Consider the following 24,499-nt stretch of genomic DNA (forward strand, 5'->3'; position numbering starts at 1 on the left):
GTGGTTCGCTGCGCCGTCACGGCACCCACCTGCTGACCGTATCCGGCCGTGCCCTCGGCGACCCCGGATTCTCCGTCCAACCTCCGCTCGACACCTGGAAGAGGGTTCCCATGCGAATGTCCCGACGTCTCGCGGCGCCGGTCGGCCTGGGCCTCGCGGCCTGCGCCCTGACCGGAAGCACCGCTACCGCCCACGCGGCTTCGGCGACCCCCGCCTCCGGCGGCGTCTACACCCTGACGAACGCCGCGAGCAGCATGCTGATGGACGTCAAGTACGGCTCGACCACCCCCGGCGCACCCGTCATCCAGTGGAAGCCGACCGGCGGGGCCAACCAGGAATGGTCCCTGACCCAGACCAGCTCCGGCGCCTACACCGTCAGGAGCGCCAACAGCGGCTTGTGCCTGGACATCCCGGCGCCGAACGCCACACCGCCCCAGCTCGTGACGAACACCTGCAACGGCTCCGGCGGCCAACAATGGAGGATCCAGCCCGTCGGCGAAGGCACCTACGCCCTTGCCAACGTCGCCAACGGCCTGCTCGCCGACGACTCCGGTGCCTCCATGGCCGAAGGCACCGAGATCATCCAGTGGCCTTCCAACAACGGCGCCAACCAGCACTGGAGGCTCACCCAGCTCACACGGGTCGGCGCCTACACCGCCGGCCTGATGAACAACGGGCCCTCCTTCACCAACCAGAGCATCCGCATGGCCGCCCACACCACGGTGGCGGGGTCCATGGTCCGCGTGCGGCTCAGCAACCTCTACGGCACCCAGCCGCTGACCGTCGACGCCGTCGACCTCGCCCAGCAGAGCAGCACCCCCGGCACCGCCGTGGCAGGCACCCATCGCACCGTCACCTTCAACGGCAGCTCCTCCGTCACCATCCCCGCCGGGCAGGACGTCGCCAGCGACCCGGTCCCGATGGCCGTGGCCGCGAACACCACCCAGCTCGTGAGCATCCACGTGCCTGGCACGCCCGGCGGAACCACGTGGCACGCCGAGGCACAGCAGGTCGCGTGGATCTCCGCGGCCGGCAATCACGTCACCGACGACGGTACCGGCAACTACCCGGACACCAGCAGGGCATCCTGGTTCTTCCTCGACGGCCTGGACGTCGTCTCCCCGACCGCCACCGGAACCCTCGTCTGCGTCGGCGACTCCATCACCGACGGTGTGGGTTCCACGTGGGGCGCCAACCGCCGCTGGCCGGACGACCTGGCTCAGCGCATGAACTCCGCCGCCGGCGGCCCCGGCCTCGGTGTCGTGGACGCCGGCATCGGCTCCAACCGCGTGCTGACCGCAGCCAACGGCAACAACCCCAGCCTTCTGACCCGATTCGCCCACGACGTGCTCGGCCAGCCGGGCGTCAAGGACGTGATCATGCTGGAGGGCACCAACGACATCGGCAACAACGTCGGCCCGAACGGCTCCAGCCCCGTGACCGCCGCGGACCTGGAGAACGGCATACAGACGGTGATCAACCAAGCCCACGCCGCAGGCGTGAAGATCTTCGGCGGCACGATCCTGCCCTACCAGGGGGCCAGTTACTACACCGACAACGGCGAGAAGGTCCGCGAAGCCGTCAACGCGTGGATCCGCGCCGGTGGTGCCTTCGACGGCGTCGTCGACTTCGACCAGGCAATGCGGGACCCCGGCAACGCCAAGGCCGTCAACCCCGCCTACGTCAACGGCGACCACCTGCACCCCAACGACGCCGGCTACCAGGTGATGGCCAACGCCGTGAACCTCGCCCTGCTCACGCCGTAACGCCGCTGTGGGCGGGAAGGGGCCGATCCGGGAATCGCCCGGGTGTGGGCCGGAGTCGACGGTCCGCAGCCGTGTCGGTCACTTGAGGGTGAAGCGCTGGTCGGCGGAGCCGGTGTAGGCGCCGTAGACGATGAATGTGGTCGGCGGGCGCCGACTGAAAGTCTTGCCGATCGACAGCGCTCCGTGCGTCGTGTCGTTGACGAGACGCGTCACCTGGTCGGAGAACCCCGGGACCGACCAGGTGTCGGCCGTGGTGCACGAGGAGAGCCGCACCGACCAGATCCCGCCGCCGTTGAACGACGTGCGGTCGTAGTGGTCGGCAGTGGTCAGGCACTGTCCGCTCACCTTGCCGGCGAGCCGGAAATGGTCGCCGCCGATCCGTCGCCAGGCCGTCCTGGGGTCGTCGCACGACAGCGCGACCACCTGGTCGCCGTCGGCTCCGACGCAGGTTCCCCAGGCCGCGCTTCTGATCCGGGTGCCCGTGACCAGCCGCGGCGCCGGGCTCTTCGGCGGTGGTGGTGCGGCCGCCGACGACGGCGGGATCGTGGCGGCAGGCGGGGCCGCGGCGGACGTGGACGCGGCCTTCGATCCGGGTCCGGACGGCGCTGTCGGCCCGGACCACAGAGTGAGTCCCACGACCACCGCGCCCGCGACGGCGACGGCGCCCGCGGCGACGCCGCCCATGCCCTTGGCTCCCAGCCCCTTGGCCGCGACACCCGCGCTCTTCCCGCTCACGGCGTTGACCGTGGCGCCGGACACGGACGTCACACCGAGGGTCACGCTGTGCGCGACGGCGGGAAAGACGAGGGCGAAGGGGGCCAGGGTCTGGAGGCGGGTGTTGAGGTGCTCGAGATCCGCGAAGGCTGTCGAGCACCGGTCGCACCGGTCCAGGTGGCGGGCCAGAGCAGGGCTGCGTTTGCTCTCGCTGCGCACCGCCGAGCCCAACTGACCCGCGTAGTACTGGCATTCGGCATCACCGCCGTGCTGGACATGTGCCTGGAGATAGGCGCCGCGCAGCCCCTCCTGGGCGCGGGCGAGCAGGGAGGTCACACCGTTGGGCGTCAGACCGAGCGAGCGGGCCACCTCCGTGGTGGGGCGATCGTTGAGCAGACGCTGCCAGAGAACGTCCTGCCACCGGTCCGGGAGCGAACGGAAGCTGCGCACGAGCAGGCGCGTCTGTTCGCTGTGCAGGACAGCCCCCTCCGGGTCCGCGGCCTCGGGCAGGGACTCGCACCAGGCCTGGAAATCGGCCAGCGGAACCTGCGCGCGCTCGACTCTCGCGTATTCGGCGGCGGCGTGACGCACGACGGCATACAGGTACGGACGCCAGGACGCGGTCGGGCCGGCACCTTGGCGTACCGCGCGCACCGTGCGCAGGAACGCCTCCGACGCGAGGTCTTCGGCGCTGTGAAATCCCGTGAAGCTTCTGGCCGTTGCCAGAACAGCGGCCCCGTGACGCCGGTAGAGCTCAGCCAGCGCCCGTGCGCCCTCCTCCGCCATGCCCGGATGCGCTGCCCGCTCGTCCTGGGTCGTCGGGTCCTGAGCGGAGCGCCGGAGCGCGGCCGTCAGCTCCTCGTCGGACATGCTGGTGAGTTCGTCGTGGCGTGCGGACACAACAGACTCCCTTGTCCGTACGGAGGTCGGGGCAGGCGGCAAGTACCGCTGGGGGACGGGAAATCGCTCAAGCGCGCGATCCGCGTAACGAAGTTATCACGGAGCGAGGGAGTGGGCCGATGCCGGGCTCTTGAAGGGCGACCGGCCGTTCCGGAACCACGGCCGCTCGCTTCCCCCCGCACGCACGCACAGATTCGGAGCACCACGTGTCGAAGGTCAGGACCGTCCAGCGAAGTGCCATCGCCGCATTGGCGGCAGGGTTGTTGACGGTGATACCCCAGTCGGCGTCCGCGTCGGTCGGGGGCGGGAACGTCAGCGTCAGCTGGTCGATTCCCGGCACCCCGTCGGCGGGGCTCACCAACGTCACCTTCCCCGTCACCGTGAACAAGGCCACCGCTCACCAGAGCGGTCTGTACTTCGCCCAGCAGTACAGCTTCACGCACGACGCCATGGGCTACACCGGCCTGCAGCCGCGAGAGGACAGCAAGGGCCGCGAGCGGCTGTCGGCACGCTTCTCGACCTTCACCGGCGGCTCGACCACCACCGACCCGAACTGCCACCAGGGAGCCGACGGCGGCGCCGGTGTCACCTGCGCCGTCGACTTCGACGCCGTGTACGGCCACCGTTACGACATCACCGTCGCCCTGACCGGTACCGACACCTGGACCGGAACGGCACGGGACACGGTCACGGGGGCATCGACCCACCTCGGGACCTGGACGCTGCCGAGCGGCAGCGGGAAGCTCAAGGGATCCCAGGTCGGATTCGTCGAGTACTACGCCGGTGTCCCCAGTTGCGCGACCATGCCCAGGACCGATGTGGTCTTCGGCGGACCCACCAGCACCGACGCGGGCGGCCTGACCGGCGCCACCCGGGCCGGCTACGAGTACAGCGACTGCGTCGGCAAGGCCGACTACCACGCCGAGAACACCGGGACGGGGACACACGTCACCCGCGGGGCGGTCGCCGCGGACAAGGCTGCGCCGACGCCGGCCGTCACCGCGACCACCGCACCGGCCGGACAGGCCCCGCAGACCACCACGTCCCCGAGCCACACCTCGCGGACCACCCCCACCCCGACACCGACACCCGGGCAGGCACTGGCCCGCACCGGAAGCCGGCCCGTCCTCCCGCTCGCAGGGACAGGAGTCGGCGTACTCGCCATCGGCGCGTGGGTGCTGTGGGCGACCCGCAGGCGCAGGCACCCAGGGGCCCGCGCATAACCCGACCGTCGCCGACCCTGGTCAGGGCCCATCACCCTCCCGGGGTGGGGACGGCGAGACGGTCGGCGGAGTTCGCGCCAGGGAGAGCGCTCAGCCACCGACCAGTGCATGGACGGAGGCCCGTACCCGAGCGTCGACCGCGTCCGGGGCATCGGCGGGGAGCTTGCCGTCCAGGTGCAGGAAAGCCAGCCCGTGCACGAGGCCCCAGGCGGCGGTGGCGAGGACCTCCGGATCCATGCCAGGACAGGAGCGCTCCGCCGCGGCGCGCACGAAACCGTTCAGTTCGGCGGCGGCTGCGGCGCGTTCGGAGGAGGTCCGGTCGCAGACCGTCGTGAACATCACCCGGAACAGCGCCGGGCGCGTCAGCGCAAAACGGACGTAGGCGACGGCCACTTCGGCGAAGTCCGCGGGTACGGCGGGCGCCGGACTGGCGGCCGCCAGGCGTTCACCCAGGTCGCGGTAGCCCTGCGCGGCGATCGCTGACAGCAGTTCGTCCTTGTCCGCGAAGTGCCGGTAGGGCGCTCCCGTGGATACCCCGGCGCGGCGGGCGACCGCGCGCAGAGACAGTTCGGCGTCCTCCTCCAGCAGTTCGAGCGCGGCTGCGATGCAGGCGCTGCGCAGATCGCCGTGGTGATAGTGGTCGCGGGCCGGTGCCGCCCCCGTGGTCGTCATGAGTGCTCCTCTCGCCCTCCATCATCGCAGTCGCCACCAGGAATGTTGACACTGCTTACTCTGCCCTCTAATGTGAGCACTGCATACATCGATGGTGGGGTCTCCCACCCGCCTCTCCCGAAAGTCTTCGCATGACCGACCTCTTCGAGCCACTGCACCTCGCTAGCGGCTCCGTCCTCCCCAACCGGCTGGCCAAGGCCGCCATGAACGAGAACCTGTCCGGGCCCGGACAGGTCCCCTCCGACGAGATGACCGCTCTCTACCGGCGCTGGGCCCAGGGCGGCAGCGGCCTGCTCATCACCGGCAACGTCATGGTCGACGCCCGCGCGCTCACCGGCCCAGGCGGCGTCGTACTCGACGAAGCCAGTCATCTGGAGCCGTTCCGCCGCTGGGCCGAGGCCGCCAAGAGCGCCGGCGGGCAGGTCTGGATGCAGATCAACCACCCCGGCCGTCAAGTCGAGTCCGACATGCCCGGCGTCGCGTGGTCGCCGTCCGGCATCGGCGTCGACGTGGGCAAGCACACCAAACGGTTCGCCCGGCCGGTGGCCATGTCCGAGGCGCAGATCCGGGCCACGATCGCACGGTTCGCCACCACCGCCGCGCTCGCCGAGAAGACCGGATTCGACGGAGTCGAGATCCACGCCGCCCACGGCTACCTGCTCTCCCAGTTCCTTTCCCCGCTGGCCAACGTCCGCGACGACGTCTGGGGCGGGCCGCTGGAGAACCGCGCCCGGTTGCTGCTGGAGGTCGTCCGGGCGATCCGCGCCGCCGTCTCTCCCGGCTTCGCGGTCGCGGTCAAGCTCAACTCCGCCGACTTCCAGCGCGGCGGGTTCGATGAGAACGACGCGCAGGCGGTGGTCCGGATGCTCGGCGGGCTCGCCGTGGACCTGGTCGAGCTGTCCGGTGGGTCCATCGAGAAGCCGGCCATGACCGGCTCCGAGGTCGCCTCGTCCACACGCGCCCGCGAGGCGTACTTCCTGGAACTCTCGCGCGAGTTGATCCGCACCGCGCCCATGCCGGTGATGCTGACCGGCGGCGTCACCCACCTGCGGATCGCGCGAGCCGCGCTCGACGCGGGCGTGGCCGTCGTCGGCCTGGGCACCGCCCTGGCTTTCGACCCGGACCTGCCCGGCCGCTGGAAGCAAGGCGAGCAGGCCGAGGTCGCGCTCGCCCCGGTGGCCTGGAAGGACCGGACGATGGCCGCGGCGGCGGGCATGGCCCGGGTCACGCGCCAGTTCCCCCGCTTGGCGGCGGGCCGCGGCGCCCGGCCCGGCACCCCACCGCTGCTCGCGCTGGTCGCGCAGAACCGGGCCCGGGGCCGTGCCCTGCGCCGCTACCGCGCTTGGCTGCCGACCCGCGACCTCGCCGTCTGAGCGATGCGCCCGCCCTCACCAACGAGGAGGAGGTCCAGGGCGGACTGGAGAACAGGGCGGAGTCGCCGCTGCAGGACGTCTGACCGAGGCAGGCGTGCAGGTCCAGGTGGGCGACCCCTGGCTCCCGAACATCGTCACCGACCGTAACCTGGTGATGGGTCGGAACCCGTCCTCCTCCGCCCCTCGGCGGCGGAGCTGTCGAGCAAGCCGGCCTGGCCCGCGCATCGCCGATCGGCGCCGGAAGAGACCCGACGCCGCCGTCCGCGGCCGGGCCGGGTACATCGGAAGGACACACACATGAGCAGGATCCTCGCCGTTGTCACCAACCAGGCGACCTACGGGCCGGACCCCCACCCGACCGGACTGTGGCTCGCGGAACTCGTCCACTTCTACGCCAGGGTCCGCCGGGCCGGCTTCGAGGTCGACATCGTCAGTCCGGCGGGCGGACAGGTGCCGCTGGATCCACGCAGCACCAGATTCGCCGACAAGGAGGTGCGTCAGTACATGAACGACCGCGCCTTCATGTCGAGCCTGAACAGCACGAGCAGCGCGGCCGACATCGACCCGGCCCAGTATGCCGCGATCTTCTACACCGGCGGGCACGGCGTCCTGTGGGACTTCCCCGACAACCCCGCGCTCCAGCAGGCCGCACGGCAGATCTACGAGAACGGCGGCGTGGTCTCGTCGGTCTGCCACGGGGCCGGCGGACTGCTGAACATCACGCTCTCCGACGGCTCCCTGCTCGTGGACGGCCGCACGGTCACCGGGTTCTCCACCGCGGAGGAGCGCGTCGCCATGGTGAAGAAGCGGGTGCCGTTCCTGCTGGAGGACGAGCTCCGCGGCCGGGGTGCGCACTACGTCAGGAACACCATCCCCATGACCCCCTTCGCCACTGCTGACGGCAGGCTCGTCACCGGGCAGAACCCCTACTCCACCAAGGTCGTCACCGCGAAGATCATCGAGACGCTGCGCAACCAGTGACCAGCGCTGCTCCCCGTCGCATCCGCGACGAGCCGTAGCCCGACGCTCCAGGATCTCGCCCACACGAACGGCTCGCCCGCTCGCCGCGCCCGCAGGAACGGCCCGGCCTCGGACCACCGTCGCGACCGTCGTGCGTGAGCGCTACTGCGTCGCGGTCGCCGCTGAACTCCTCGCGGACAGGGCCCGGCCGATTTTCTGCTGGTCGCAGGTGGTGACGACGACGCGATGTCGCCGTAGGCCGACGCGGGTTCAAGTATATGAAGCTGAACGGGCGGAATCGGGCAATAGGAGGCGCGCTTCAGGCCGGGCCGTCGCCGCGCACGCGCTGTAGAACTTTCCGTATGAGCCCTGCCGGGCGTGGCCGAGTGATGCGCTTCGGGTGCCGCGGGGGTGAGCGGGCGGCGCGGTGCGTTCCCCCTCCGGTTGGCCGCCGGTGGGGTATCCCACAAACGGGCCACTCGCTTGGCGCGCGGGCGGCAGGGAGCTATCGTGGAGAGGTAGAACGACCGGTCTTCCTACCTATCGAGCCGCCGCACTCCCCGGAGCGGTGTGCCGACCGGGCAGGCAACTGCCCGGGGGCTCCGGTGCACGTCGCAGAGAGATCAGAAGGTTCCATGAGAGCAACCCGCGCCCCGGCCTGGCCGGGGCCCCCTGCAGGGCCGGCGCCTTCCGCTGCTCCGACGGGGTCAGCCGTCCGATCGGATCAGCCGGACCGCGTTCAGCAGGGTCCGGTGGGCGGCTGTCGAATCGTCCAGGTAGCCGGCCGCCATCGCGCCGTCGTACAGCATCAGCAGCGCGCCGGCGGCCGACTCCGGGTCGGCGTGGCCGAGCCGGGTGAGCAGGTCCTGGAAGAGACCGCGGATCCAGTCCCGGTGGGTCGCCACCAGGGCGCGAACAGGGTGGTCGGCGTCGGGGTACTCGGCGGCCGCGTTCAGGAACGGCGACCCGCGGAAGCCGCGCTCACGGGCGTGCTCGGCGATCGCCTCGAAGATCCGGTCGATCGCCTCGCCGGGCGGGTACCCGGCGGCCAGCGGTTCCGCCACCGACTTGTAGTAGGTGTCCTTGGTCAGCAGATAGGCCACGACCAAGTCGTCCTTGGAGGCGAAGTGCCGGTAGAAGGTCGCCTTGGTCACTCCGGCTTCGGCGATCAGCCGCTCCACACCGATGGCGCGTACACCCTCGTAGTAGAACAGCCGCGACGCGGCCCGGACCAGGCGTTCGCGAGGCGGCAGGTCCGCCACAACGGCGGTCTGCGGATGGTTGGCATGGATCGGCTTCTGCCCAGCGGTGCTCACTTCCCCATTCTGCCCCTCACCCGGCACTGAGCGCCCTCACCCCCTCGTACCGCCCTCACCAGCATGACCTCTCCCCCTGTCCCGCACGGCCACAGCAGGTGACCGTGCCGCGCATCGAAAGGCTTTGACATCATGACTCGTCGACTCGAAGGAACCGTCGCCCTGGTCACCGGCGCCTCCAGCGGTATCGGCCACGCCACCGCGCTGGAGCTCGCCCGCGAGGGCGCCTCCGTGGCCCTGGTCGGCCGGCGGGAGGACCGGCTCACCGGCCTTGCCGCGGAGATCTCCGACGCCGGTGGCAGGGCCCTGGTCGTGCCCGCCGACATCACCACCGCCCAGGCTGCCGCGGAAGCCGTCGAACGGACCGTCGAGGGCCTGGGCCGCCTGGACACACTGGTCAACAACGCCGGCCTCATGCTGCTCGGACCTACCCCCGGCGCGGACCTGGACGAATGGCGACGCATGATCGACATCAACCTCATGGGCCTGGTGTACAGCACCCACGCGGCCATTCCTCACCTGGTGAAGGCTGCCGCCGAGGGACCGCGTCAGGTCGCCGACATCGTCAACATCAGCTCCCTGAACGGCCGCACCGCCTTCGCCATGTCCGCCGTGTACAGCGCCACCAAGTTCGGCGTCGGGGGGTTCAGCGAGGCGGTACGCCAGGAACTGGCACGCCAGCATGTCCGCGTGTCCGTCGTCGAGCCGGGCAGCGTCGAAACCGAGCTGCGCACCCACAACTCGGAGGTCGTCCAGCAGCTGATCGTCGCCGGCCTGGGCGACATCGAGCGGCTCCAGAGCGAAGACGTCGCCGACGCGATCGGCTACATCGTCACCCGTCCCCGGCACGTGGCCGTCGGCGAACTCCTCGTACGCCCCACAGAACAGGCCTGACAGGGACGACACGCTGCTGGGTCGGCTCGGCGCCGACAAGTACCTGCTGGTCACCAGGAGACCAGCGCCCGCTACCGCTCACTCAAGACGGCCGCGGGCAGCCGTTCGAAGACCGTGCCCCGTCCGCCCGCCCCGGTTCAGCGGTAGCCTGCCGCGATGATGTCGGCCTGGACCGCGTTGTCGGTCGCGTCGGACGGGTAGCCGGAGACGATGGCTCCCTCGTAGAAGGTTCCCGCGCTCAGGTTGGCACCGCCGCCCGGCTTGCAGCAGTCGCCGCCGCTGCCCAGGACGATGGCTCCCTGCTTCTTCATGGGGCTGTATCCGTTGGGGAGGCCGCCGTCCCACAGGGTGGTCAGCGCGCCGGACTGCGCGTCGGCGCCCTTGAGCGCGAATCTCGAGGTCCCGTTGTTCTTGAGCATGGCGGTGACGAACTTGCCGCTGAACGCACGCTGGTTGGTGTTCCATGACTGGCTTCCGCCGGAGTACAGACCCCATTCGAGGTCGGCCTGGACCCACGGTCCGCTGCCGGAACAGCCGCCGAACCAGCACTGGGTGCCGAAGTTGATCGCGTCCATCGCGCCCGCGGCGTCCGCCTTCCGGTCCGTCTCGCTGTTGCCGTAGTCGAAGCAGCAGCCGCCGTTGACGTGCGTGCCGCTGGTCACCATGTACGCGCCTTCAGGCGCCGTGCCGGTGGGCACGCCCGACAGGTGGCCGTCGCGCCAGTAGCTGTTCCCGGGGGTGAGGTAGAGCGAGTACGCCTTGCTGCCCCCGGCGGTCAGCGATTCGGACGTCGCCTTGGCCGGGCTGCTCTGGCTCGATCCCGGGACCTGGGCCGATCCCTGGTACCACAGGTCGTTTCCCCTGCCGGACTGGTCGTAGACGACGGTGATCACGCAGGAGGTGCCCGCGCAGAACGCGTCCTGGGCGCCGGCGTCGGCGGTTCCTCCCCGCGCCAGCAGGCCGATGTCCCTGGTGGTGTTGTCGGACGAGCGCCTGACTTGGTACAGCTTGCCCTCGTACATGCTGGAGAGCGCACGGACGGTGCTGTGCGCGGCCACGCACGGCGTACCGCCCGCGGCGTAGATGTCGCAGGGGGCCGAGCCACCGGACGGCGGCGTCGCGCCGCTCCACCGCTGGTTGCTCTGGCCGTTGCAGGTCCACAGGATGACAGCGGTGCCGTTGGCCGTGCCGCTCCCGCTCGCGTCGAGGCACAGCCCGGACTGCGTGCCGGTGATGGACCCGTCGGCGTTCTGCCGCCACTTCTGGTTCGCCTGGCCGTTGCACGACCAGATGATCACCGGGGTCCCCGGAGAGGTCTGGTTGCCGGAGGCGTCCACGCACCGGGTGCCGTTCAGCGTCCGCAGCTCGCCGGCCGAGGTGAACGCGAACGCCTGGTTCGCCTGGCTGTTGCAGTCCCAGATCTCCACGGCCGTTCCCGGAGTGTCGACGTTGCCCTTGACGTCCAGGCAACGCCCCGACGCCGAGTTCACCAGCGGGGCCGTCGCCGCCGACGCGGGCGCGGACAGCGTCAGGGCGGTCGCGAGCATCGCGGCCAGCAGTGCCATCGCGCACATCACGGCCGCCATCGGCGAGTGGTGTCCGCGCTGGGCGGGGTAGCGGAACATGACCGGAGAAGGCCGCATGTTGGGGTTCCTTGGGGTGGGGGGTTGACGCCCCCGGCTCCGCGCCGGTGCGGGGCCGGAGGCTCGTGCCGTGCCGTGCCTGGATCTGCTCGCCCGGATCAGCTCACCGGAAGCTCCAGTGCTGGTTGCTTCCGCCCGCGGCATCCCATATCTGGACGGCGGTGCCGTTGGCGGTCTGCCCGCCGGGGATCTCCAGCACCCGGCCGGAGGCGACGTTGGTCAAGGTGTAGGAGCCGTCGCTGTTCTGGGCGGCGCGCCAGTGCTGGTTGGCGCCGCCGTTGGCGTCCCAGATCTCCATCCGGGTGCCGTTCGCCGTCTGGCTGCCCGGTTCGTCCAGGACCCGGTTGGTCGCGACATTGGTCAAGGTGTACGAGCCGTCGCTGTTCTGGGCGGCGCGCCACTGCTGGTTCGTACCGCCGTTGGCGTCCCACACCTCCAGTGGCGTCCCGTTGCCCGTCTGACCACCGGGCACGTCGAGGACCCGGCCGCCCGCAGCGTTGCCCAGTGTGTAGACCGTGCCGGAGACGATGCCGCCACCGCCGCCGCCGCTGCCACCGAGGGCGGAGAGCACCGCGCTGTAGGCGGCCTTCTTGTTCCCGTTGCCGTCGAAGAGCAGCGGGGTGTCGCCGCTGCGCCAGGAGTCGCTGTCGCGGATGCCCCAGACCGTCATGCCGGTGCACCGGGAGACGCTCATGCAGGCGTTGACGGTGTTGGCGTAGGCGGTGGACGGCGCCTGGGCGATGTCCAGTTCGGTGATCTGCACGTCCACGCCGAGCGCGGCGAAGTTGGACAGGGTGGTCTGGAAGCTGGAGGGCGGGCCGCCGTTGCCGAAGTGGCTCTGGAAGCCGACACAGTCGATGGGCACACCGCGGGACTTGAAGTCCTTGACCATGTTGTAGACGCCCTGGGTCTTGGCGTCCGTCCAGTTCTCGATGTTGTAGTCGTTGTAGCAGAGCTTCGCCGAGGGGTCGACGGACCGCGCGGTGCGGAACGCCTCCTCGATGAAGCCGTTGCCCAGCACGTTGTGGAACACCGAACTGCGCTGCTGGCCGCTGCCGCCGTCGGCGAACGCCTCGTTCACCACGTCCCAGGCGTAGATCTTGCCCTTGAAGTGCGCCATCTCCTGGGTGATGTGATTGTCCATCACACTGCGCAGGGTGTTGGCGTCGGTGATCGAGCTGACCCACCCGGGGAGCTGGGAGTGCCACACCAGGGTGTGGCCGCGCATCCGCTGCCCGTGGCCGGTGGCGTGGCTGACGATCTGGTCCGCGGGCCCGAAGTTGAAGTTGCCGCGGGAGGGTTCGGTGGTGTCCCACTTCATCTCGTTCTCCGGGGTGATCATGTTGAAATCCCGGTCGAGAATCGTGGAGTACGTCGCGTCACCGAGCTTGCCCGCGGCCACAGCCGTACCGAAATAGCGGCCGCTGCCGGACGCCGCCGAGCCGAGCGTGCTTCCGGCGGCGTGCGCCCCGGAGCTCCCGGTCAGGGCCAGGACCGTGCTGGCGGTCAAGGCGGTGGCGGCCGTCACGGCCGTGCGCAGTGGGGGCCCTTCTTTGAGCCAGGACATGAGAGATGTTCCTCCTTGTGGGGGGTGCGCGGAGCCCGTGGCAGGGCCCCGCGATCATGCGTACGGACTGCGGGAGCGACAGGGCCCTAGGTGACCGGGAGGGCGGTCCACTTCTGGTTGGCGCCGCCGTTGCAGTCCCACAGGATCAGCTGCGTGCCGTCTGCGGTCGACGCGTTGGGGTCGTCGAGGCAGCGGCCGGAGAGCGGATTGCGGTAGCCGCCGTTGTACGCCTGCCACTGCTGGTTGGCTCCGCCGTTGCAGTCCCAGATCTCGATCTTGGTGCCGTTGGCCGTGCCGCGCCCGGTGGCGTCCAGGCACTTTCCGACAGCTCGCAGGGTGCCGTCGGAGCGAGCGGACCAGGTCTGCGCGGCGGTGCCGTCGCAGGACCATATCTCCGCGGGCGTCCCGCTGACGTCGCTCCCGGAGCTGACGGCGAGGCACTTGCCCGCGATCCCGGAGCGCACCTGGCCGCCGTTCGCCGAGTCCGGGGGGTTGATCCAGCCCGCCGCGTCGGCCGCCTGGACACCGGCGTGGAACGCGGCCGCCATCTTGCTGTACCCGGTGTCGTTGGGGTGCAGGGAGTCGGACAGGTCCGCGGCGCTGAGGGCGCTCATGTCCACCAGCCGGACGTGTTCGCCCGCGGCCTGCTTGGCCTGGACGATGCCTGGCAGCTTGGCGTTGAAGGCAGGCCGGTTCGCCTCCTCCGTACCGCTGGTGGAGACGATCACCGTACCGACGAGCACGGTCGCGTCGGGCAGGTCGCCGGTGATCTGGTCGATGAGCGCGCTGAGCCGGTCGGGAGCGGTCGCGACCTGGTAGTTGCCGTTGAGGTCGTTGGTGCCGATCTCCAGGGTGATCACATCGGGCCGGTAGCCCGCGAGGACGGAGTTCGCGATGCCGGCGATCTGGTCGATCCGCCAGCCGGAGTGGCCTTCGTTGTCCGGGTCGGGCATGGTGCCGTTCCGGAGCGAACCGACGAAGTCCAGGGGGTGACCCTCGGCGGTGAGTTGGTTTCCGAGGAAGCCCCGGTAGCCGTTCCCCGACGAGCTTCCGATCCCCCAGGTGATCGAGTCACCCAGCGGCATCAGCCGCAACGCGGTCGGAGCCGTGGTGGCGCGCGAGGTGGGGGGCGTCGCGGCCGCCGCGGTGGGCAGCAGCACGGCGCTCGTCCCGAGCGCGGCTGCCACGACCGTGACCACGGGTGCCGTGTACTTCTTCATGGCGTTCCTCACTGGTGGGGACAGTGGGTGTGGGGCGAACCGGAGCGCCGGACCGCGCCGGGAGGAGGGCGGAGGGCGTGACCGCTGCCGTCCGGCGGGCGCGGCGCAGGCCGGGCGCGGTCCGGTTCAGCTCAGTTGAGCGACCACTGCTGGTTGCTCTGGCCGTTGCAGGTCCACAGTTCGGCGAGCGCGCCGTTGGCGGTCGATGCCCCGGTGACGTCCAGGCACAGGCCCGACTGGACGCCGGTGACCGTGCCGTTCGCGTTGACCTGCCACTGCTGGTTGGCGCCTCCGTTGCACGGCCAGGTCTCGACCTTCGTTCCCGGGCTGGTCTGCTTGTTGTACGCGTCCAGACAGAGCTGCGCACCACCCGAGTAGACGGTCAGCTCGTTCGCGGACGTGCGTGTCCAGGTCTGGTTGGCGCCCCCGCTGCAGTCCCAGATCTGCAGTTGCGTACCGGCCGTGGTCGACGCGTTCGGCACGTCCAGGCACTTGCCCGCGCCCACCGCGTGCAGCGCGCCCGTCGTGCCACCACCGCCGGAGGAGTTGCTGTAGCCGGCCGCGGTGATGTTGTCCTGGACGGCGTTCTCGGTCGCGTCCGACGGGTAGCCGGAGGTCATGACGCCTTCGTAGAAGGTGCCTTGGGCGCCCTTGCTGTTGTCGCCGCCGGTGCCGAGGATGATGGCCCCTTGCTTGCGCATGGGGTTGTAGCCGGAGACGTTGGGCCGCGCTCCGTCGTAGAAGGTGGACAGGCTGCCGGACTGGGCGTTGCCGCCGCGGATGGCCCAGTGGTTGGGGCCGCCCTTGATGATGGCGGTGGTGTAGCGGTAGTTGATGGTCGGGTCGTTGGCGTTGTAGTGCTGGTTGACGCCGGAGAACAGGCCGTTCTCCAGATCCGCCATGATCCACGGGCCGTTGCCGGCGCCGTAGCCCCAGACCTTGATGTTGCCGAAGTAGATGGCCTCCATCGTGCCGTTGCCGTCGTCGTTGCTGTCGGTCTCGGCGTTGCCGTAGTCGAAGCAGCAGCCGCCGTTGTAGTGCGAGCCGTCGAAGATGGCGTACATGCCCTCGGGGTTGTCACCTGTGGCGATGCCATTGGTGTGGTTGTTGCGGTAGCCGGTGCCCGGGGGGATGTAGACGCCGTATGCCTTGTGGCCGCCGACGGTGGTGGGGGCGGCCGTGGCGTTGGCGAGGTTGTCGGGGCCGCCGGCCGCGCCGCCGCCGGGTGCCTGGGTGAGGTTGTTGTTTCGGCCGGACTGGTCGTAGATGATCGTGATGACGCAGCTCGTGCCCGCGCAGAAGCTGTCCTGGGCGGCGGCGTCGGCGTATCCGCCGGCGCTGAGCAGGCCGATGTCCCGGGTGGTGTTGTCCGAGCCGCGCCTGACCTGGTAGAGCGGGCCGTTGTACGTGGCGTACAGCGCGCGCGTGGTGCTGTGCGCCGCCACACAGGGCGTACCACCCGACGCGTAGATGTCACACGGCTCCGACGTGGCGGCCCCGGCGGTGCCCGCTGTGGCCGTGACGCCGATCAGGGCGCCCGCGACGAGGGTCGCGGCCGCCGTCGCACGGGCAAACAGCTTGAGCCGTTCGCGCGGCGAACCTGGGTTCTTCATGCGGTCTCCCTCTGAGGCGATTGTGTTAGCGCTAACAATTCCTGGACTCCCGACGGACTCTCCGGAGAGGGGATTGGTTGAGGGGCTTGTCGAGAGGAGACGGTGCTCCCCCGCCTGAGGACCTGTCAAGACCGGCGCAAGGGGCGAGATTCCCGGCCGATCGCGGCCCATGCTCCTGAGACCACGTCTGAGCAGGGACGCAGTCGTCGGCCCTGTGAGCCACAGGAAACCGGCCGACGTACCGCCGTCACAGCCGCTCCACCCCACACATTGACCTCACCGCCCGTCAGCCGTAGCGTCGTGGGTCGAACCGATTGCCGGGAATCGATTCGACCGCATGCACGGCTTTCCTCGGGTCGTCGAGAGCCTGACGGCGCCGGCGGCCTACGGTCATACCGCGCGGATCAGGGCACTGGGCATCCACCGATCCCGACCGCTCCTGCCGTGACCCCCATCGGGGCCGCACCTCACCTCGCGCGGAACAGTTCCGTCGGTCCGTTCACCAGCCCTCAGGCGACGCCGTGCGGAGATTTCTGCCCGTGGCAGCCGCCCGTTGGAGCCGGACGTTCACGCTCGCCACCGCCTTGCCTCCACCCCACACCGCAAGGAGATCTCGTGCACAAGGATGCGTCACGCCCTGCCGGCCGTCGGAACCGCGCGGCCGCCCGCCGCCCTCCGGTGTCCGGCTCACGACATCAGGGCGCCCTGGACAACTCCGGCCGTGAAGTGTGGAAACGCCTGATCGCCGGTGTCGCAGCCACCGCGCTGATGCTCCTGGGCGTGCTGACCGGCGGCACCGCGCACGCGGACGTGCCGTCGGCGCAGACCACCACCAGCCGGTTCCACGGAGTGAACTGGGCGGACCCCGACGACAACTTCATCACCGGCCCGAACGTCCCCGTGGGCTTGTCGACGTCCGACGACTACGCGACCACCTACACGAAGTCGACCGCCATCCTCAAAGGCTTCCAGAACCTGGGAGCCAACACCGTTCGCATGGGATTCAACGCGGCGACCACGTCCGGAGCCTGGTGGTACAGCTACACCGCCGCCCTCGACGCCGCCACCGCACTGGGCCTGAACGTCATCGTCGCCCCCTGGCTGCAGGGCGGGAAGGTCAGTGACACCGCGTCCTTCTACCGGATGTGGGACACGATGATCAGCAAGTACGGCGGTCGCGGCAACTTCTCCTTCGACATCATGAACGAGCCATACGCGTACAGCGCCACCGACCTCACCGACTTCGAGGCCGCCTGGCTGGCACGTTATCCCAGCCTCCCCCGCGGCCAGGTGATCGTGCCCGGCCTGTGGTCGGACGGAAACCTGTGCGCCGTCGGCTCGGACTCCCGGCTGGCCGGAACCCTGCTGTCGATCCACATCTACGGCATGTTCGGCGACTCCCACACCACCGAGACCGCCTGGGTCAACGACTTCACCGGCAACCTGTGCGGCCACGCCGACCGCGCCGTCCTCACCGAGTTCGGCGTCCCCATGAACACCGGCGTCAACTACAACGGCCCCAAGGACGGCACCAACGACCTGTCCTACCTCTACGCCATCACCGACACCGTACGAAGCCTCGGCATGGGTTCCGTGCTGTGGACCGGCGTCAAGCAGGCCACCCAGACCCAGGGGCCCGGCCCCTGCGAGAACGCCTCCTGCGCCATCACCACCCTCGGCGGCACCGGCACGAACCTGTCCCTGACCGTCACCAACCAATCCGGTCTCGACCGCCTCCAGTGGGGCTGGGGAACCGGTACCAACCCCGGAGGCGGCGGGTCAGGCGACGGCACGGTACTGCGCGGCGCCGGCTCCAACCGTTGCCTCGATGTGCCGGGCGCGGCCACCGCCAACGGCACCCAGACCGAGATCTGGGACTGCAACAGCGGCTCCAACCAGTCCTGGACCCTCAACTCCGCCAAGGAACTGGTCGTGTACGGCGGCAAGTGCCTCGACGCGTCCGGCGCGGGCACCACGGCGGGCACCCGGGTGATCATCTACGACTGCCACGGCGGGACCAACCAGCAGTGGAACCTCAACAGCGACGGCTCCGTCACCAACGTGAACTCCGGCCTGTGCCTTGACGTCACCGGAGCTGCCACCACGGCCGGGACGCCGGTCGAGCTGTGGAACTGCACGGGCGGCAGCAACCAGCAGTGGTCCCGCCGCTGAGGTGAGCGTCGTGTCCCCGGGTGGGCCACTCGCGCCTCGCCGGAGCGCCGCCTCGGTCGCGTCACTCGCGGCCGGGGCGGCGCCGCACGGTCCCCGGTGCGGTGTCAGCCGAACACGCGGCGCTGGATCTCCCGGCGGTAGTCCTCAAGCGTCTTGTCCAGGTGGGTGGTGGCCGCGACCGCCGCGGCTTCCGGGTCGCCCTCCCTGATCGCCCGGAGGATCGCCGCGTGCTCGGCCACGGCCTCCTCGGCGTGTCCGCCCACCGTGCCGTGCAACCCGATGGTGCTGGACTGCCGCTGCAGGCGGCGCGCCTCACGCACCGCGTCGACGAGGAACGGGTTCTGCGAGGCGGTGGCGACGCTGACATGGAAGTCGTCGTCGCCGCGGTCGAACAGTTCCAGGCGACCCGTCACATGACCTTCCCGGCACATCTCGGCCGCGGCCTCGATCGCCCGCAGATCCGCCGGCGTGGCCCGGGTAGCCGCCAGCTGACTGGCCGCGACCTCCTGCACCCTGCGGAACTCGAACAGTCGGTAGACGTGGTCCAGGTCGGTGGGGAGGAAGAAGCTGCCCCAGCGGGAAGACCCCATCATGCCCGCGTCGTTGGCGACGAACAGCCCTCGACCCTTCTGGGCCCGGATCCGGCCGATGGCCGAAAGGATCTTGACGGCTTCGCGAACCACGGTGCGGCTGGTGCCCAGACGCGAGGCCAACTGGTTCTCGGTCGGCATCCGGTCTCCGGGCTGCAACTTCAGCTCCGCGATGAGACGGAGGATCTCCTCGGCGACCAGCTCGTAGCCGGGCCGGTACACCTCGGCCTCCTGGCCTTCGGCCTGCGTCGATGGGGCTGCACCCGTCGCGGCCGGTACGGGATCGCCGTCCACTCGGCCCGCCCTCCTTCATCTCCGTGTGATGCCGGGAGGCACGCGACACGGCCCCCGCGACATCTCGCGCAGCATACACCCGCCTCGGGGCGACCATATATGTACGACTCATTTTTGACTCACACCCGGTACATACCCTTGTAAATGCGGTGATAAATGCCTCATGAGCAGGGAGGTAGAGGAGAAATCCCCGAAATAAACACGCTCATCATGTTGACGCCGACCGACCAGAGCCCTTCTTATGTGTGACCAAAGCGCAGACCTTCCGGCCCACGTCCCGGTGACGGACGGGCGGGGTGCCACGACGTAGTGGAGTTGCTCATGACAGCGAAGGGCAGTGCCGTCGCCGCGGCCGGCGCGCACACACCGCACAGGACCCGCAGACGCACCGGCCCGCTGGCCGCGGTCGGCGCCCTCGTACTGGCCACTCTCGCCGCATGCGGCGGCGGCACCTCCGGCACCACCAAGGAAGGGTTCCACCCGGTGAAGCAGACCGCCGGCGCCCTCACCGTGTGGGTGGACTCCTCACGCCTGGCGGCCGCGAAGCTGTACCAGCAGCGCCACCCCGAGGTGAAGATGGACATCGTCACCTACGACGGCGACGCCAACGGCTCCAACTACCTGCGCACCAAGGTGAGTCTGTTCAACCGCACCCGCAAGGGCTGGCCGGACGTGGTCTTCAGCAGCCAGAACAACGAGACCACCTGGGCCGTGGACGACGGTTTCGCCGCCCCGCTGGACAAGGGCCTGGTCCCCGCCTCGACCCTGGCGGGATGGGCAAAGGGCGCCAACGACCCCTGCACCGTCAACGGCACCCTGTACTGTCTGCGCAACGACCTGGCCCAGACGGTGCTCTGGTACGACGCGCCCTTGATGAAGCAGTGGGGCTACTCGGTCCCGCGGACCTGGGAGGAGTACCAGGCCCTCGGGCAGAAGGTGGCCGCCGAGCACCCTGGCTACCTGGTGGGCTCGGCAGGCGACTCCTTCGCACCCGAGATCTACATGTGGGCGAGCAAGTGCGGGGCCAACGGGACCACGGGCCCCAAGGCCGTGACGGTCAACACCACCGGGCCCGGCTGCACCCGCATGGCCGCGCTGCTCGACACTCTGATCCAGAACAAGACCATGTCGCTGAGCAGCGTGTTCAGCTCCGAGTTCGACAAGAACCAGGCCGGCAGGATCCTGATGATGCCGGGCCCTTCGTGGTACGGAGGAGCCCTGTTCCAGGGCTCGTTCAAGACGCCGGCGCACCGGATAGCCATCGCGCCGATGCCCAGGTGGTCGAACGAGTCCGCCACCACGGCGGGCAACGTGGGCGGGGGGACCTGGTTGCTCTCGGCCCACAGTGCCCACCTCAAGGCCGCGACCGCCTTCATGACATGGGTGACGACCTCGGGTGACTACCAGGGGGCAATCGCTCCCGGGTACCCGGCGTACGCACCGGTGGCGAAGGCATGGCTGGCCAAGCAGGCGTCGTCGGGATACTTCGCCGACGACATCACCGCACCACTGCAGGCCGCGGCCGACCAGGTCTGGACCGGCTGGGGATACGGCCAGTTCAGCCAGGAGGCCGTCTGGGCGGCCACGGTGACCCCCAAACTGACCGCGGGGAAGACCATCTCCTCACTCCTGCCGGACTGGAAGAGCGCGATCGCCAACTACGCCCGCGCCGACGGGTACAAGGTGACGCAGTGACCGCGCCCCCGGCCGGAGCAGTCCGGGGCGCGGCGCCGGACATCCGCAGAACGCGATGGCCGGGCCGGGCCGGTCACGGCTTCGTCGCCGCCTATGTCGTCCTGCTGGTCGCCTTCGGTGTCGTACCGACCGGATACGCCATCTACTTCGCCTTCACGAACGGCGGGGGCTCCCTCAACGGCCTGGCCAACTTCCGCGGCGCCGCCGACGACTTCCGGTTCCTGCCCGCGATCGAACACGTGGCCCTGTACCTGGCGTGGTGGCTGGTGTCGCTGGTCATGTTCGTCGTGGGGCTCGCTCTTCTGCTGCACCGCATGGCGCTGAAGGGTGTGAGCAGGGCCCTGCGGTTCCTGTACTACGTACCCGGCGCCCTGGCCGGTGCGGCCAGTGTGCTGGTGTGGCTGTTCGTGCTGGACCCCGCGGTCAGTCCGATCGGATTCCTCCTGCGTGCCCTCGGCTACCACTCCTTCGGGGAGGTCATCGCCCCCGGGCACCTGCCGATCCTCTTCACCCTCATCGCCTTCTGGACCGGCGCGGGCGGCTGGATCGTGGTGATGTACGGGGCACTGAATAACATCTCGCCCGACATCCTGGAGGCCGCGCGGATCGACGGCGCGGGGGCCTGGCAGACGGCTCGCCGGATCCAGATCCCGCTGCTGCGCAAGTGGATCGTCTACATGGTCATCCTCGCCTTCGCGGGCGGCACCCAGCTCTTCGTCGAACCGCAGCTCCTGTCCCAGGCGAGCGTCGGCGTCGCCGGACGGGACTACTCGCTCAACCAGCTCGCCTACGACTTCGCGTTCCAGAACAACGACGTCAACACCGCGGCCGCCGTCTCGGTGGAACTGCTGGTCGTCGGGCTGGTGGTGGCAGGAGTCTTCGTGGCCAGATCGGGGTTCTTCGATGCGGACTGACGCGCGGCCGGGCGCCGCCGCCACGACCCGCGGCGCGCCCGGCGCCCCGCCGGCACCGGACCGCCCAGGACGAGGACGGTCCGGCCGCTCCGGGCGAAGGACCCCCAACCCCCTGCCGGTCCTGGTGCTCGCCCTGTTCGTCGTCTTCTTCGTCCTGCCGGTGCTGTGGCTGCTGCTGGCGGCCACCAAGACCGACGACCAGCTCGTGCACGGCAATCCCCTGTCGTTCGGGTCCCTCCACGCCCTGCGCGCCAACTGGAACGCACTGACCGCCTACCAGGGCGACGCGATGTTCCTGTGGCTGCGCAACTCAGCGGTGTACGCGTTCCTCGCGCTGGTGATCACCTTGTGCGTGGCCGTGCCGGCCGGCTACGCGCTGGCCATGACGGAGTTCCGTGGCCGGCGCACGCTGCTGGTGGCCACCCTCGTCGTGATGCTGATGCCGAACGCCACCCTGGTCGTGCCGCTGTTCCTGGAGGTCAACGCGGTCCACCTGATCGGCTCCATGTGGTCGATCGTTCTCCCCTACGCGTTCTACCCGTTCGGGGTGTACCTGACGTACATCTACTTCAGCACCGCGCTCCCCCGCGAACTGCTGGACGCCGCCCGGCTCGACGGCTGCTCGGAGTTCGGCGTGTTCCGGCGCGTGGCGCTCCCCCTGGCCGCCCCCGTGGTGGCGCTGGTCGGATTCTTCAGCTTCGTCGCCAACTGGACCAACTACTACCTGCCGTACGTGATGCTGCCGCAGAGCGACCAGTTCCCCGTCCAGGTGGGCCTGGGAACGCTGCTGGACTCCGTGCCGCAGTTCAACCCGACAGCCGGCGCCCTCGACGTCCAGCGCCCCGAACTCGCCCTGGCCACACTCCTGGCGATCACCCCCGTTCTGGTCGTCTTCCTGTTCTCCCAGCGCTTCCTCGTCGCCGGCATGCTCGCCGGCGCGAGCAAGAACTGAACTCCGGCACCCGATTGGAGCTCTCCCTCCGATGCATCCCGTCATCACCGCCTCGGTGCCGCTGCTCGAACCGCCAGGCTGGGCGACCGCGCAACGCGCCCTGTTCGACCTGCTCGACCACGCCTGGCGCAGGTTCGCCCGCGACTTCACCGGCCCCGACGGACGGCTGCGCTACACCGGTGCGCTCACTTCCCGCGACGGCGTCGACGACTTCTACGAGGTGTTCTTCAACTGGCCCCAGCTCTACCTGCTCGGCGGTGCCGACGACCTGCTCCCCCAGGCCGAGCTCCACTGGGAGGGAGTCACCCGCCAGCTCACCGAACTGGGCATGCTCACAGACGAGTACGAGCGCGGGTACGACTGGTTCCACCAGGGCGAGAGCCTGCTGCTCCTGTACTTCCTGTGCATGGCCGCTCCCGAGCGGTGGGCCGCGAGGGCACTGCGCTTCGCCGACCTGTACGTGGACCCGAAGCACGGGAACTACGACCCGGCGCACCGCGTCATCCGTCGCTCGCACAACGGCAGCGACCCGCGGCGGGAGGGCCTGTTCGACGGTGCCGCCTATCCGTGGCTGCCGAAGGAAGCGCGGTCGTACGGCTTCCCGCTGGACTGGATCCTCCCCGCGGGCGCGGAGCAGCCTCCCCTCGACGACGACCCGCGTCTCGGCGAGGAGATGCGCCGCAGGCTCGGCGCCGGTGACACCGCGGTCAATCTCGCCGCCGCCGGACTCGTCCTCAACGCCTGGCTGCTCTCCGGCGAGCGGCGCTACCGGGACTGGATCGCCGAGTACGTCGGCGCCTGGCGGGAGCGCGCGGCCGCCAACGGCGGCGTCCTGCCCGACAACGTCGCCCCGGACGGTACGGTGGGCGGCCTCCTGGAGGGCCGCTGGTACGGCGGACACTACGGGTGGTCCTGGCCACACGGCTGGTACAGCGTGGGGCACGCCGCGATCGTCGCCGCTCTGGCGGCGGCCGCCGCGACCGACGACGACGGGTACCTGGACCTGGTACGCCCGGCGCTGGACGAGATCATCTCCCGCGGCAAGGTGATGCCCTTCACCGAGTCGGACTCCAGCATCCCGTCCAAGTGGACCGCCCAACTGGCCGAGGAGGTGCACACCCCCACCTTCCACGTGCCCTACCGGTACAAGGACGGAGGCTGGTTCGACCACAACCCCCTGCTGATGGCGGTCCCCACCGCCTTGTGGCACCACACGGCCTCCGACGCCGACCGGCAGCGGATCGAGCGGCTGCGCGCCGCCGGCGGCCACGACTGGCGGACGGTCCGGTCCTTCCGCAGCAAGGAGGAAGCGGGCCACGAGGAGCCCTGGCTCGCGTTCCTCGCGGGTGACGACCCGGACTATCCGGAGAAGATCCTGGCCGCCGCCCAGGCTCAGGTGCGCCACCGCCTGACCCGCATGGAGCGGTACCGCGACAGGGACGTACCCGAGGAGGACATCCACCTGTGGCAGCAGTCCAACCCCGTGGTCACCGAGGCTCTCGTCCAGCTCACCTGGGGAGGGCCGCAGGTCGTCTACAACGGCGGCCTGCAGCAGGCCCGGCTGCGCTACTACGACGCCGCCGCGCGCAGACCGGGACTGCCGCCCCAGGTCGCGGCCCTGGTCTCCGCCATCGATCCCGACGCCACCGTCGTCGACCTCGTCAACCTCGACCCCGAGAGCGCCCGTTCCGTGATCGTCCAGGCGGGCGCGTTCGCCGAGCACACCATCCGCTCGGTGGACCACACCGTCTGCGACGACCCCTCCTGGATCGGCGACCTGTACGACTACGGCCACAAGGCGCCGAAGGTGACCACCGTCTCGGCCACGGTCGACAGCCCCTGGCTTCAGGTGGAACTCCCCCCGTCCACGACCGTCCGCCTCACGCTCCGGCTCGGCCTGCGCACCCAACCGCCCTCCTACCGGACGCCGTTCGACGAGTGACGCGCGCAGGGACCTGACGACACGGGAATGCCCCGGACCCGGGCCGGCTCCGCTGCCACCATGCGGGCCGGCCCGGGCA

The 24,499-nt window shown here is 70.0% G+C and carries 18 protein-coding genes; 10 read left to right on the top strand and 8 right to left on the bottom strand.

Translation table 11 applies throughout. From position 1 onward, the window contains the following. Positions 1–116 precede the first annotated feature (116 nt). Complete coding sequence (locus AB0M29_RS08925; RefSeq protein ID WP_365381089.1) at positions 117–1,766, top strand: RICIN domain-containing protein; 1,650 nt, start codon at positions 117–119, stop codon at positions 1,764–1,766. A 78-nt stretch (positions 1,767–1,844) separates the two neighbouring features. On the opposite strand, the gene AB0M29_RS08930 is transcribed toward AB0M29_RS08925, so the two are convergent. After that, positions 1,845–3,380, bottom strand: a complete 1,536-nt coding sequence (locus AB0M29_RS08930; protein ID WP_365381092.1) for a sigma-70 family RNA polymerase sigma factor — start codon at positions 3,378–3,380, stop codon at positions 1,845–1,847. A 206-nt stretch (positions 3,381–3,586) separates the two neighbouring features. Here AB0M29_RS08930 and AB0M29_RS08935 point away from each other — a divergent pair, with 206 nt between their 5' ends. Then, positions 3,587–4,603 carry a hypothetical protein gene (locus AB0M29_RS08935; RefSeq protein ID WP_365381095.1) on the top strand — a complete coding sequence of 339 codons (1,017 nt, stop codon included), beginning with the start codon at positions 3,587–3,589 and terminating at the stop codon, positions 4,601–4,603. A gap of 90 nt (positions 4,604–4,693) precedes the next feature. Here AB0M29_RS08935 and AB0M29_RS08940 read toward each other — a convergent pair whose 3' ends face one another. Further along, complete coding sequence (locus tag AB0M29_RS08940) at positions 4,694–5,275, bottom strand: TetR/AcrR family transcriptional regulator (protein ID WP_365381098.1); 582 nt, start codon at positions 5,273–5,275, stop codon at positions 4,694–4,696. Between the two features lie 131 nt (positions 5,276–5,406). On the opposite strand from AB0M29_RS08940, the gene AB0M29_RS08945 reads away from it, so the two are divergent. After that, positions 5,407–6,648: an NADH:flavin oxidoreductase/NADH oxidase family protein gene (locus AB0M29_RS08945; RefSeq protein WP_365381100.1), complete on the top strand. Its 1,242-nt coding sequence runs from the start codon at positions 5,407–5,409 to the stop codon at positions 6,646–6,648. A gap of 297 nt (positions 6,649–6,945) precedes the next feature. Further along, complete coding sequence (locus AB0M29_RS08950; protein WP_365381103.1) at positions 6,946–7,629, top strand: type 1 glutamine amidotransferase domain-containing protein; 684 nt, start codon at positions 6,946–6,948, stop codon at positions 7,627–7,629. 686 nt (positions 7,630–8,315) lie between these two features. Here AB0M29_RS08950 and AB0M29_RS08955 read toward each other — a convergent pair. After that, entirely contained in the window at positions 8,316–8,924 is a 609-nt protein-coding gene (locus AB0M29_RS08955) for a TetR/AcrR family transcriptional regulator (protein ID WP_365381106.1), read from the bottom strand. A 132-nt stretch (positions 8,925–9,056) separates the two neighbouring features. Between AB0M29_RS08955 and AB0M29_RS08960 the strand changes: the two genes are divergently transcribed. Beyond that, positions 9,057–9,818, top strand: a complete 762-nt coding sequence (locus AB0M29_RS08960) for an SDR family NAD(P)-dependent oxidoreductase (protein WP_365381109.1) — start codon at positions 9,057–9,059, stop codon at positions 9,816–9,818. Between the two features lie 137 nt (positions 9,819–9,955). Here the strand turns inward: AB0M29_RS08960 and AB0M29_RS08965 are convergent, their stop codons facing one another. The 4 genes from AB0M29_RS08965 to AB0M29_RS08980 all read right to left on the bottom strand — a co-directional run bounded on the left by AB0M29_RS08965 (position 9,956) and on the right by AB0M29_RS08980 (position 15,861). After that, on the bottom strand, positions 9,956–11,383 hold the full coding sequence (locus AB0M29_RS08965; protein ID WP_365381566.1) for an arabinofuranosidase catalytic domain-containing protein: 1,428 nt from the start codon (positions 11,381–11,383) through the stop codon (positions 9,956–9,958). A 181-nt stretch (positions 11,384–11,564) separates the two neighbouring features. Further along, entirely contained in the window at positions 11,565–13,028 is a 1,464-nt protein-coding gene (locus AB0M29_RS08970) for an endo-1,4-beta-xylanase (protein WP_365381112.1), read from the bottom strand. 86 nt (positions 13,029–13,114) lie between these two features. Further along, on the bottom strand, positions 13,115–14,248 hold the full coding sequence (locus tag AB0M29_RS08975) for a ricin-type beta-trefoil lectin domain protein (RefSeq protein ID WP_365381115.1): 1,134 nt from the start codon (positions 14,246–14,248) through the stop codon (positions 13,115–13,117). Between the two features lie 131 nt (positions 14,249–14,379). Next, positions 14,380–15,861: an arabinofuranosidase catalytic domain-containing protein gene (locus AB0M29_RS08980; RefSeq protein WP_365381117.1), complete on the bottom strand. Its 1,482-nt coding sequence runs from the start codon at positions 15,859–15,861 to the stop codon at positions 14,380–14,382. Between the two features lie 678 nt (positions 15,862–16,539). On the opposite strand from AB0M29_RS08980, the gene AB0M29_RS08985 reads away from it, so the two are divergent. Further along, a complete protein-coding gene (locus AB0M29_RS08985) occupies positions 16,540–18,033 on the top strand; it encodes an RICIN domain-containing protein (protein ID WP_365381120.1) in 1,494 nt (497 codons plus the stop codon). A 104-nt stretch (positions 18,034–18,137) separates the two neighbouring features. Here AB0M29_RS08985 and AB0M29_RS08990 read toward each other — a convergent pair whose 3' ends face one another. After that, positions 18,138–18,845 (bottom strand): FCD domain-containing protein, encoded by a 708-nt coding sequence (locus AB0M29_RS08990; RefSeq protein ID WP_365381568.1) that lies wholly within the window; start codon positions 18,843–18,845, stop codon positions 18,138–18,140. Positions 18,846–19,238: 393 nt separating this feature from the next. Between AB0M29_RS08990 and AB0M29_RS08995 the strand changes: the two genes are divergently transcribed. Genes AB0M29_RS08995 through AB0M29_RS09010 form a run of 4 tightly spaced genes read left to right on the top strand, consistent with a single transcriptional unit; the run spans position 19,239 to position 24,420 of the window. Then, entirely contained in the window at positions 19,239–20,612 is a 1,374-nt protein-coding gene (locus tag AB0M29_RS08995; RefSeq protein ID WP_365381122.1) for an ABC transporter substrate-binding protein, read from the top strand. A gap of 41 nt (positions 20,613–20,653) precedes the next feature. Next, the gene (locus tag AB0M29_RS09000; RefSeq protein WP_365381569.1) at positions 20,654–21,526 is read left to right on the top strand and encodes a sugar ABC transporter permease; all 873 of its coding nucleotides are present in this window, start codon (positions 20,654–20,656) and stop codon (positions 21,524–21,526) included. Further along, positions 21,516–22,478 (top strand): carbohydrate ABC transporter permease, encoded by a 963-nt coding sequence (locus tag AB0M29_RS09005; protein WP_365381124.1) that lies wholly within the window; start codon positions 21,516–21,518, stop codon positions 22,476–22,478. The genes AB0M29_RS09000 and AB0M29_RS09005 overlap by 11 nt, the downstream gene beginning before the upstream one ends. 31 nt (positions 22,479–22,509) lie before the next feature. Beyond that, positions 22,510–24,420 (top strand): hypothetical protein, encoded by a 1,911-nt coding sequence (locus AB0M29_RS09010; RefSeq protein ID WP_365381127.1) that lies wholly within the window; start codon positions 22,510–22,512, stop codon positions 24,418–24,420. Positions 24,421–24,499: the final 79 nt, after the last annotated feature.

Origin of the sequence: Streptomyces sp. NPDC051976 (assembly GCF_040680795.1) — a bacterium.
Lineage (GTDB): Bacteria > Actinomycetota > Actinomycetes > Streptomycetales > Streptomycetaceae > Actinacidiphila.

What these genes read in the sequence shown, in the direction of transcription:
- AB0M29_RS08925 (WP_365381089.1), top strand. Translation starts at nt 117, where the DNA reads ATGTCCCGACGTCTCGCGGCGCCGGTCGGCCTGGGCCTCGCGGCCTGC.
- AB0M29_RS08940 (WP_365381098.1), bottom strand. Translation starts at nt 5,275, where the DNA reads ATGACGACCACGGGGGCGGCACCGGCCCGCGACCACTATCACCACGGC.
- AB0M29_RS08945 (WP_365381100.1), top strand. Translation starts at nt 5,407, where the DNA reads ATGACCGACCTCTTCGAGCCACTGCACCTCGCTAGCGGCTCCGTCCTC.
- AB0M29_RS08950 (WP_365381103.1), top strand. Translation starts at nt 6,946, where the DNA reads ATGAGCAGGATCCTCGCCGTTGTCACCAACCAGGCGACCTACGGGCCG.
- AB0M29_RS08960 (WP_365381109.1), top strand. Translation starts at nt 9,057, where the DNA reads ATGACTCGTCGACTCGAAGGAACCGTCGCCCTGGTCACCGGCGCCTCC.
- AB0M29_RS08965 (WP_365381566.1), bottom strand. Translation starts at nt 11,383, where the DNA reads ATGGCACTGCTGGCCGCGATGCTCGCGACCGCCCTGACGCTGTCCGCG.
- AB0M29_RS08970 (WP_365381112.1), bottom strand. Translation starts at nt 13,028, where the DNA reads ATGTCCTGGCTCAAAGAAGGGCCCCCACTGCGCACGGCCGTGACGGCC.
- AB0M29_RS08975 (WP_365381115.1), bottom strand. Translation starts at nt 14,248, where the DNA reads ATGAAGAAGTACACGGCACCCGTGGTCACGGTCGTGGCAGCCGCGCTC.
- AB0M29_RS08980 (WP_365381117.1), bottom strand. Translation starts at nt 15,861, where the DNA reads ATGAAGAACCCAGGTTCGCCGCGCGAACGGCTCAAGCTGTTTGCCCGT.
- AB0M29_RS08995 (WP_365381122.1), top strand. Translation starts at nt 19,239, where the DNA reads ATGACAGCGAAGGGCAGTGCCGTCGCCGCGGCCGGCGCGCACACACCG.
- AB0M29_RS09005 (WP_365381124.1), top strand. Translation starts at nt 21,516, where the DNA reads ATGCGGACTGACGCGCGGCCGGGCGCCGCCGCCACGACCCGCGGCGCG.
- AB0M29_RS09010 (WP_365381127.1), top strand. Translation starts at nt 22,510, where the DNA reads ATGCATCCCGTCATCACCGCCTCGGTGCCGCTGCTCGAACCGCCAGGC.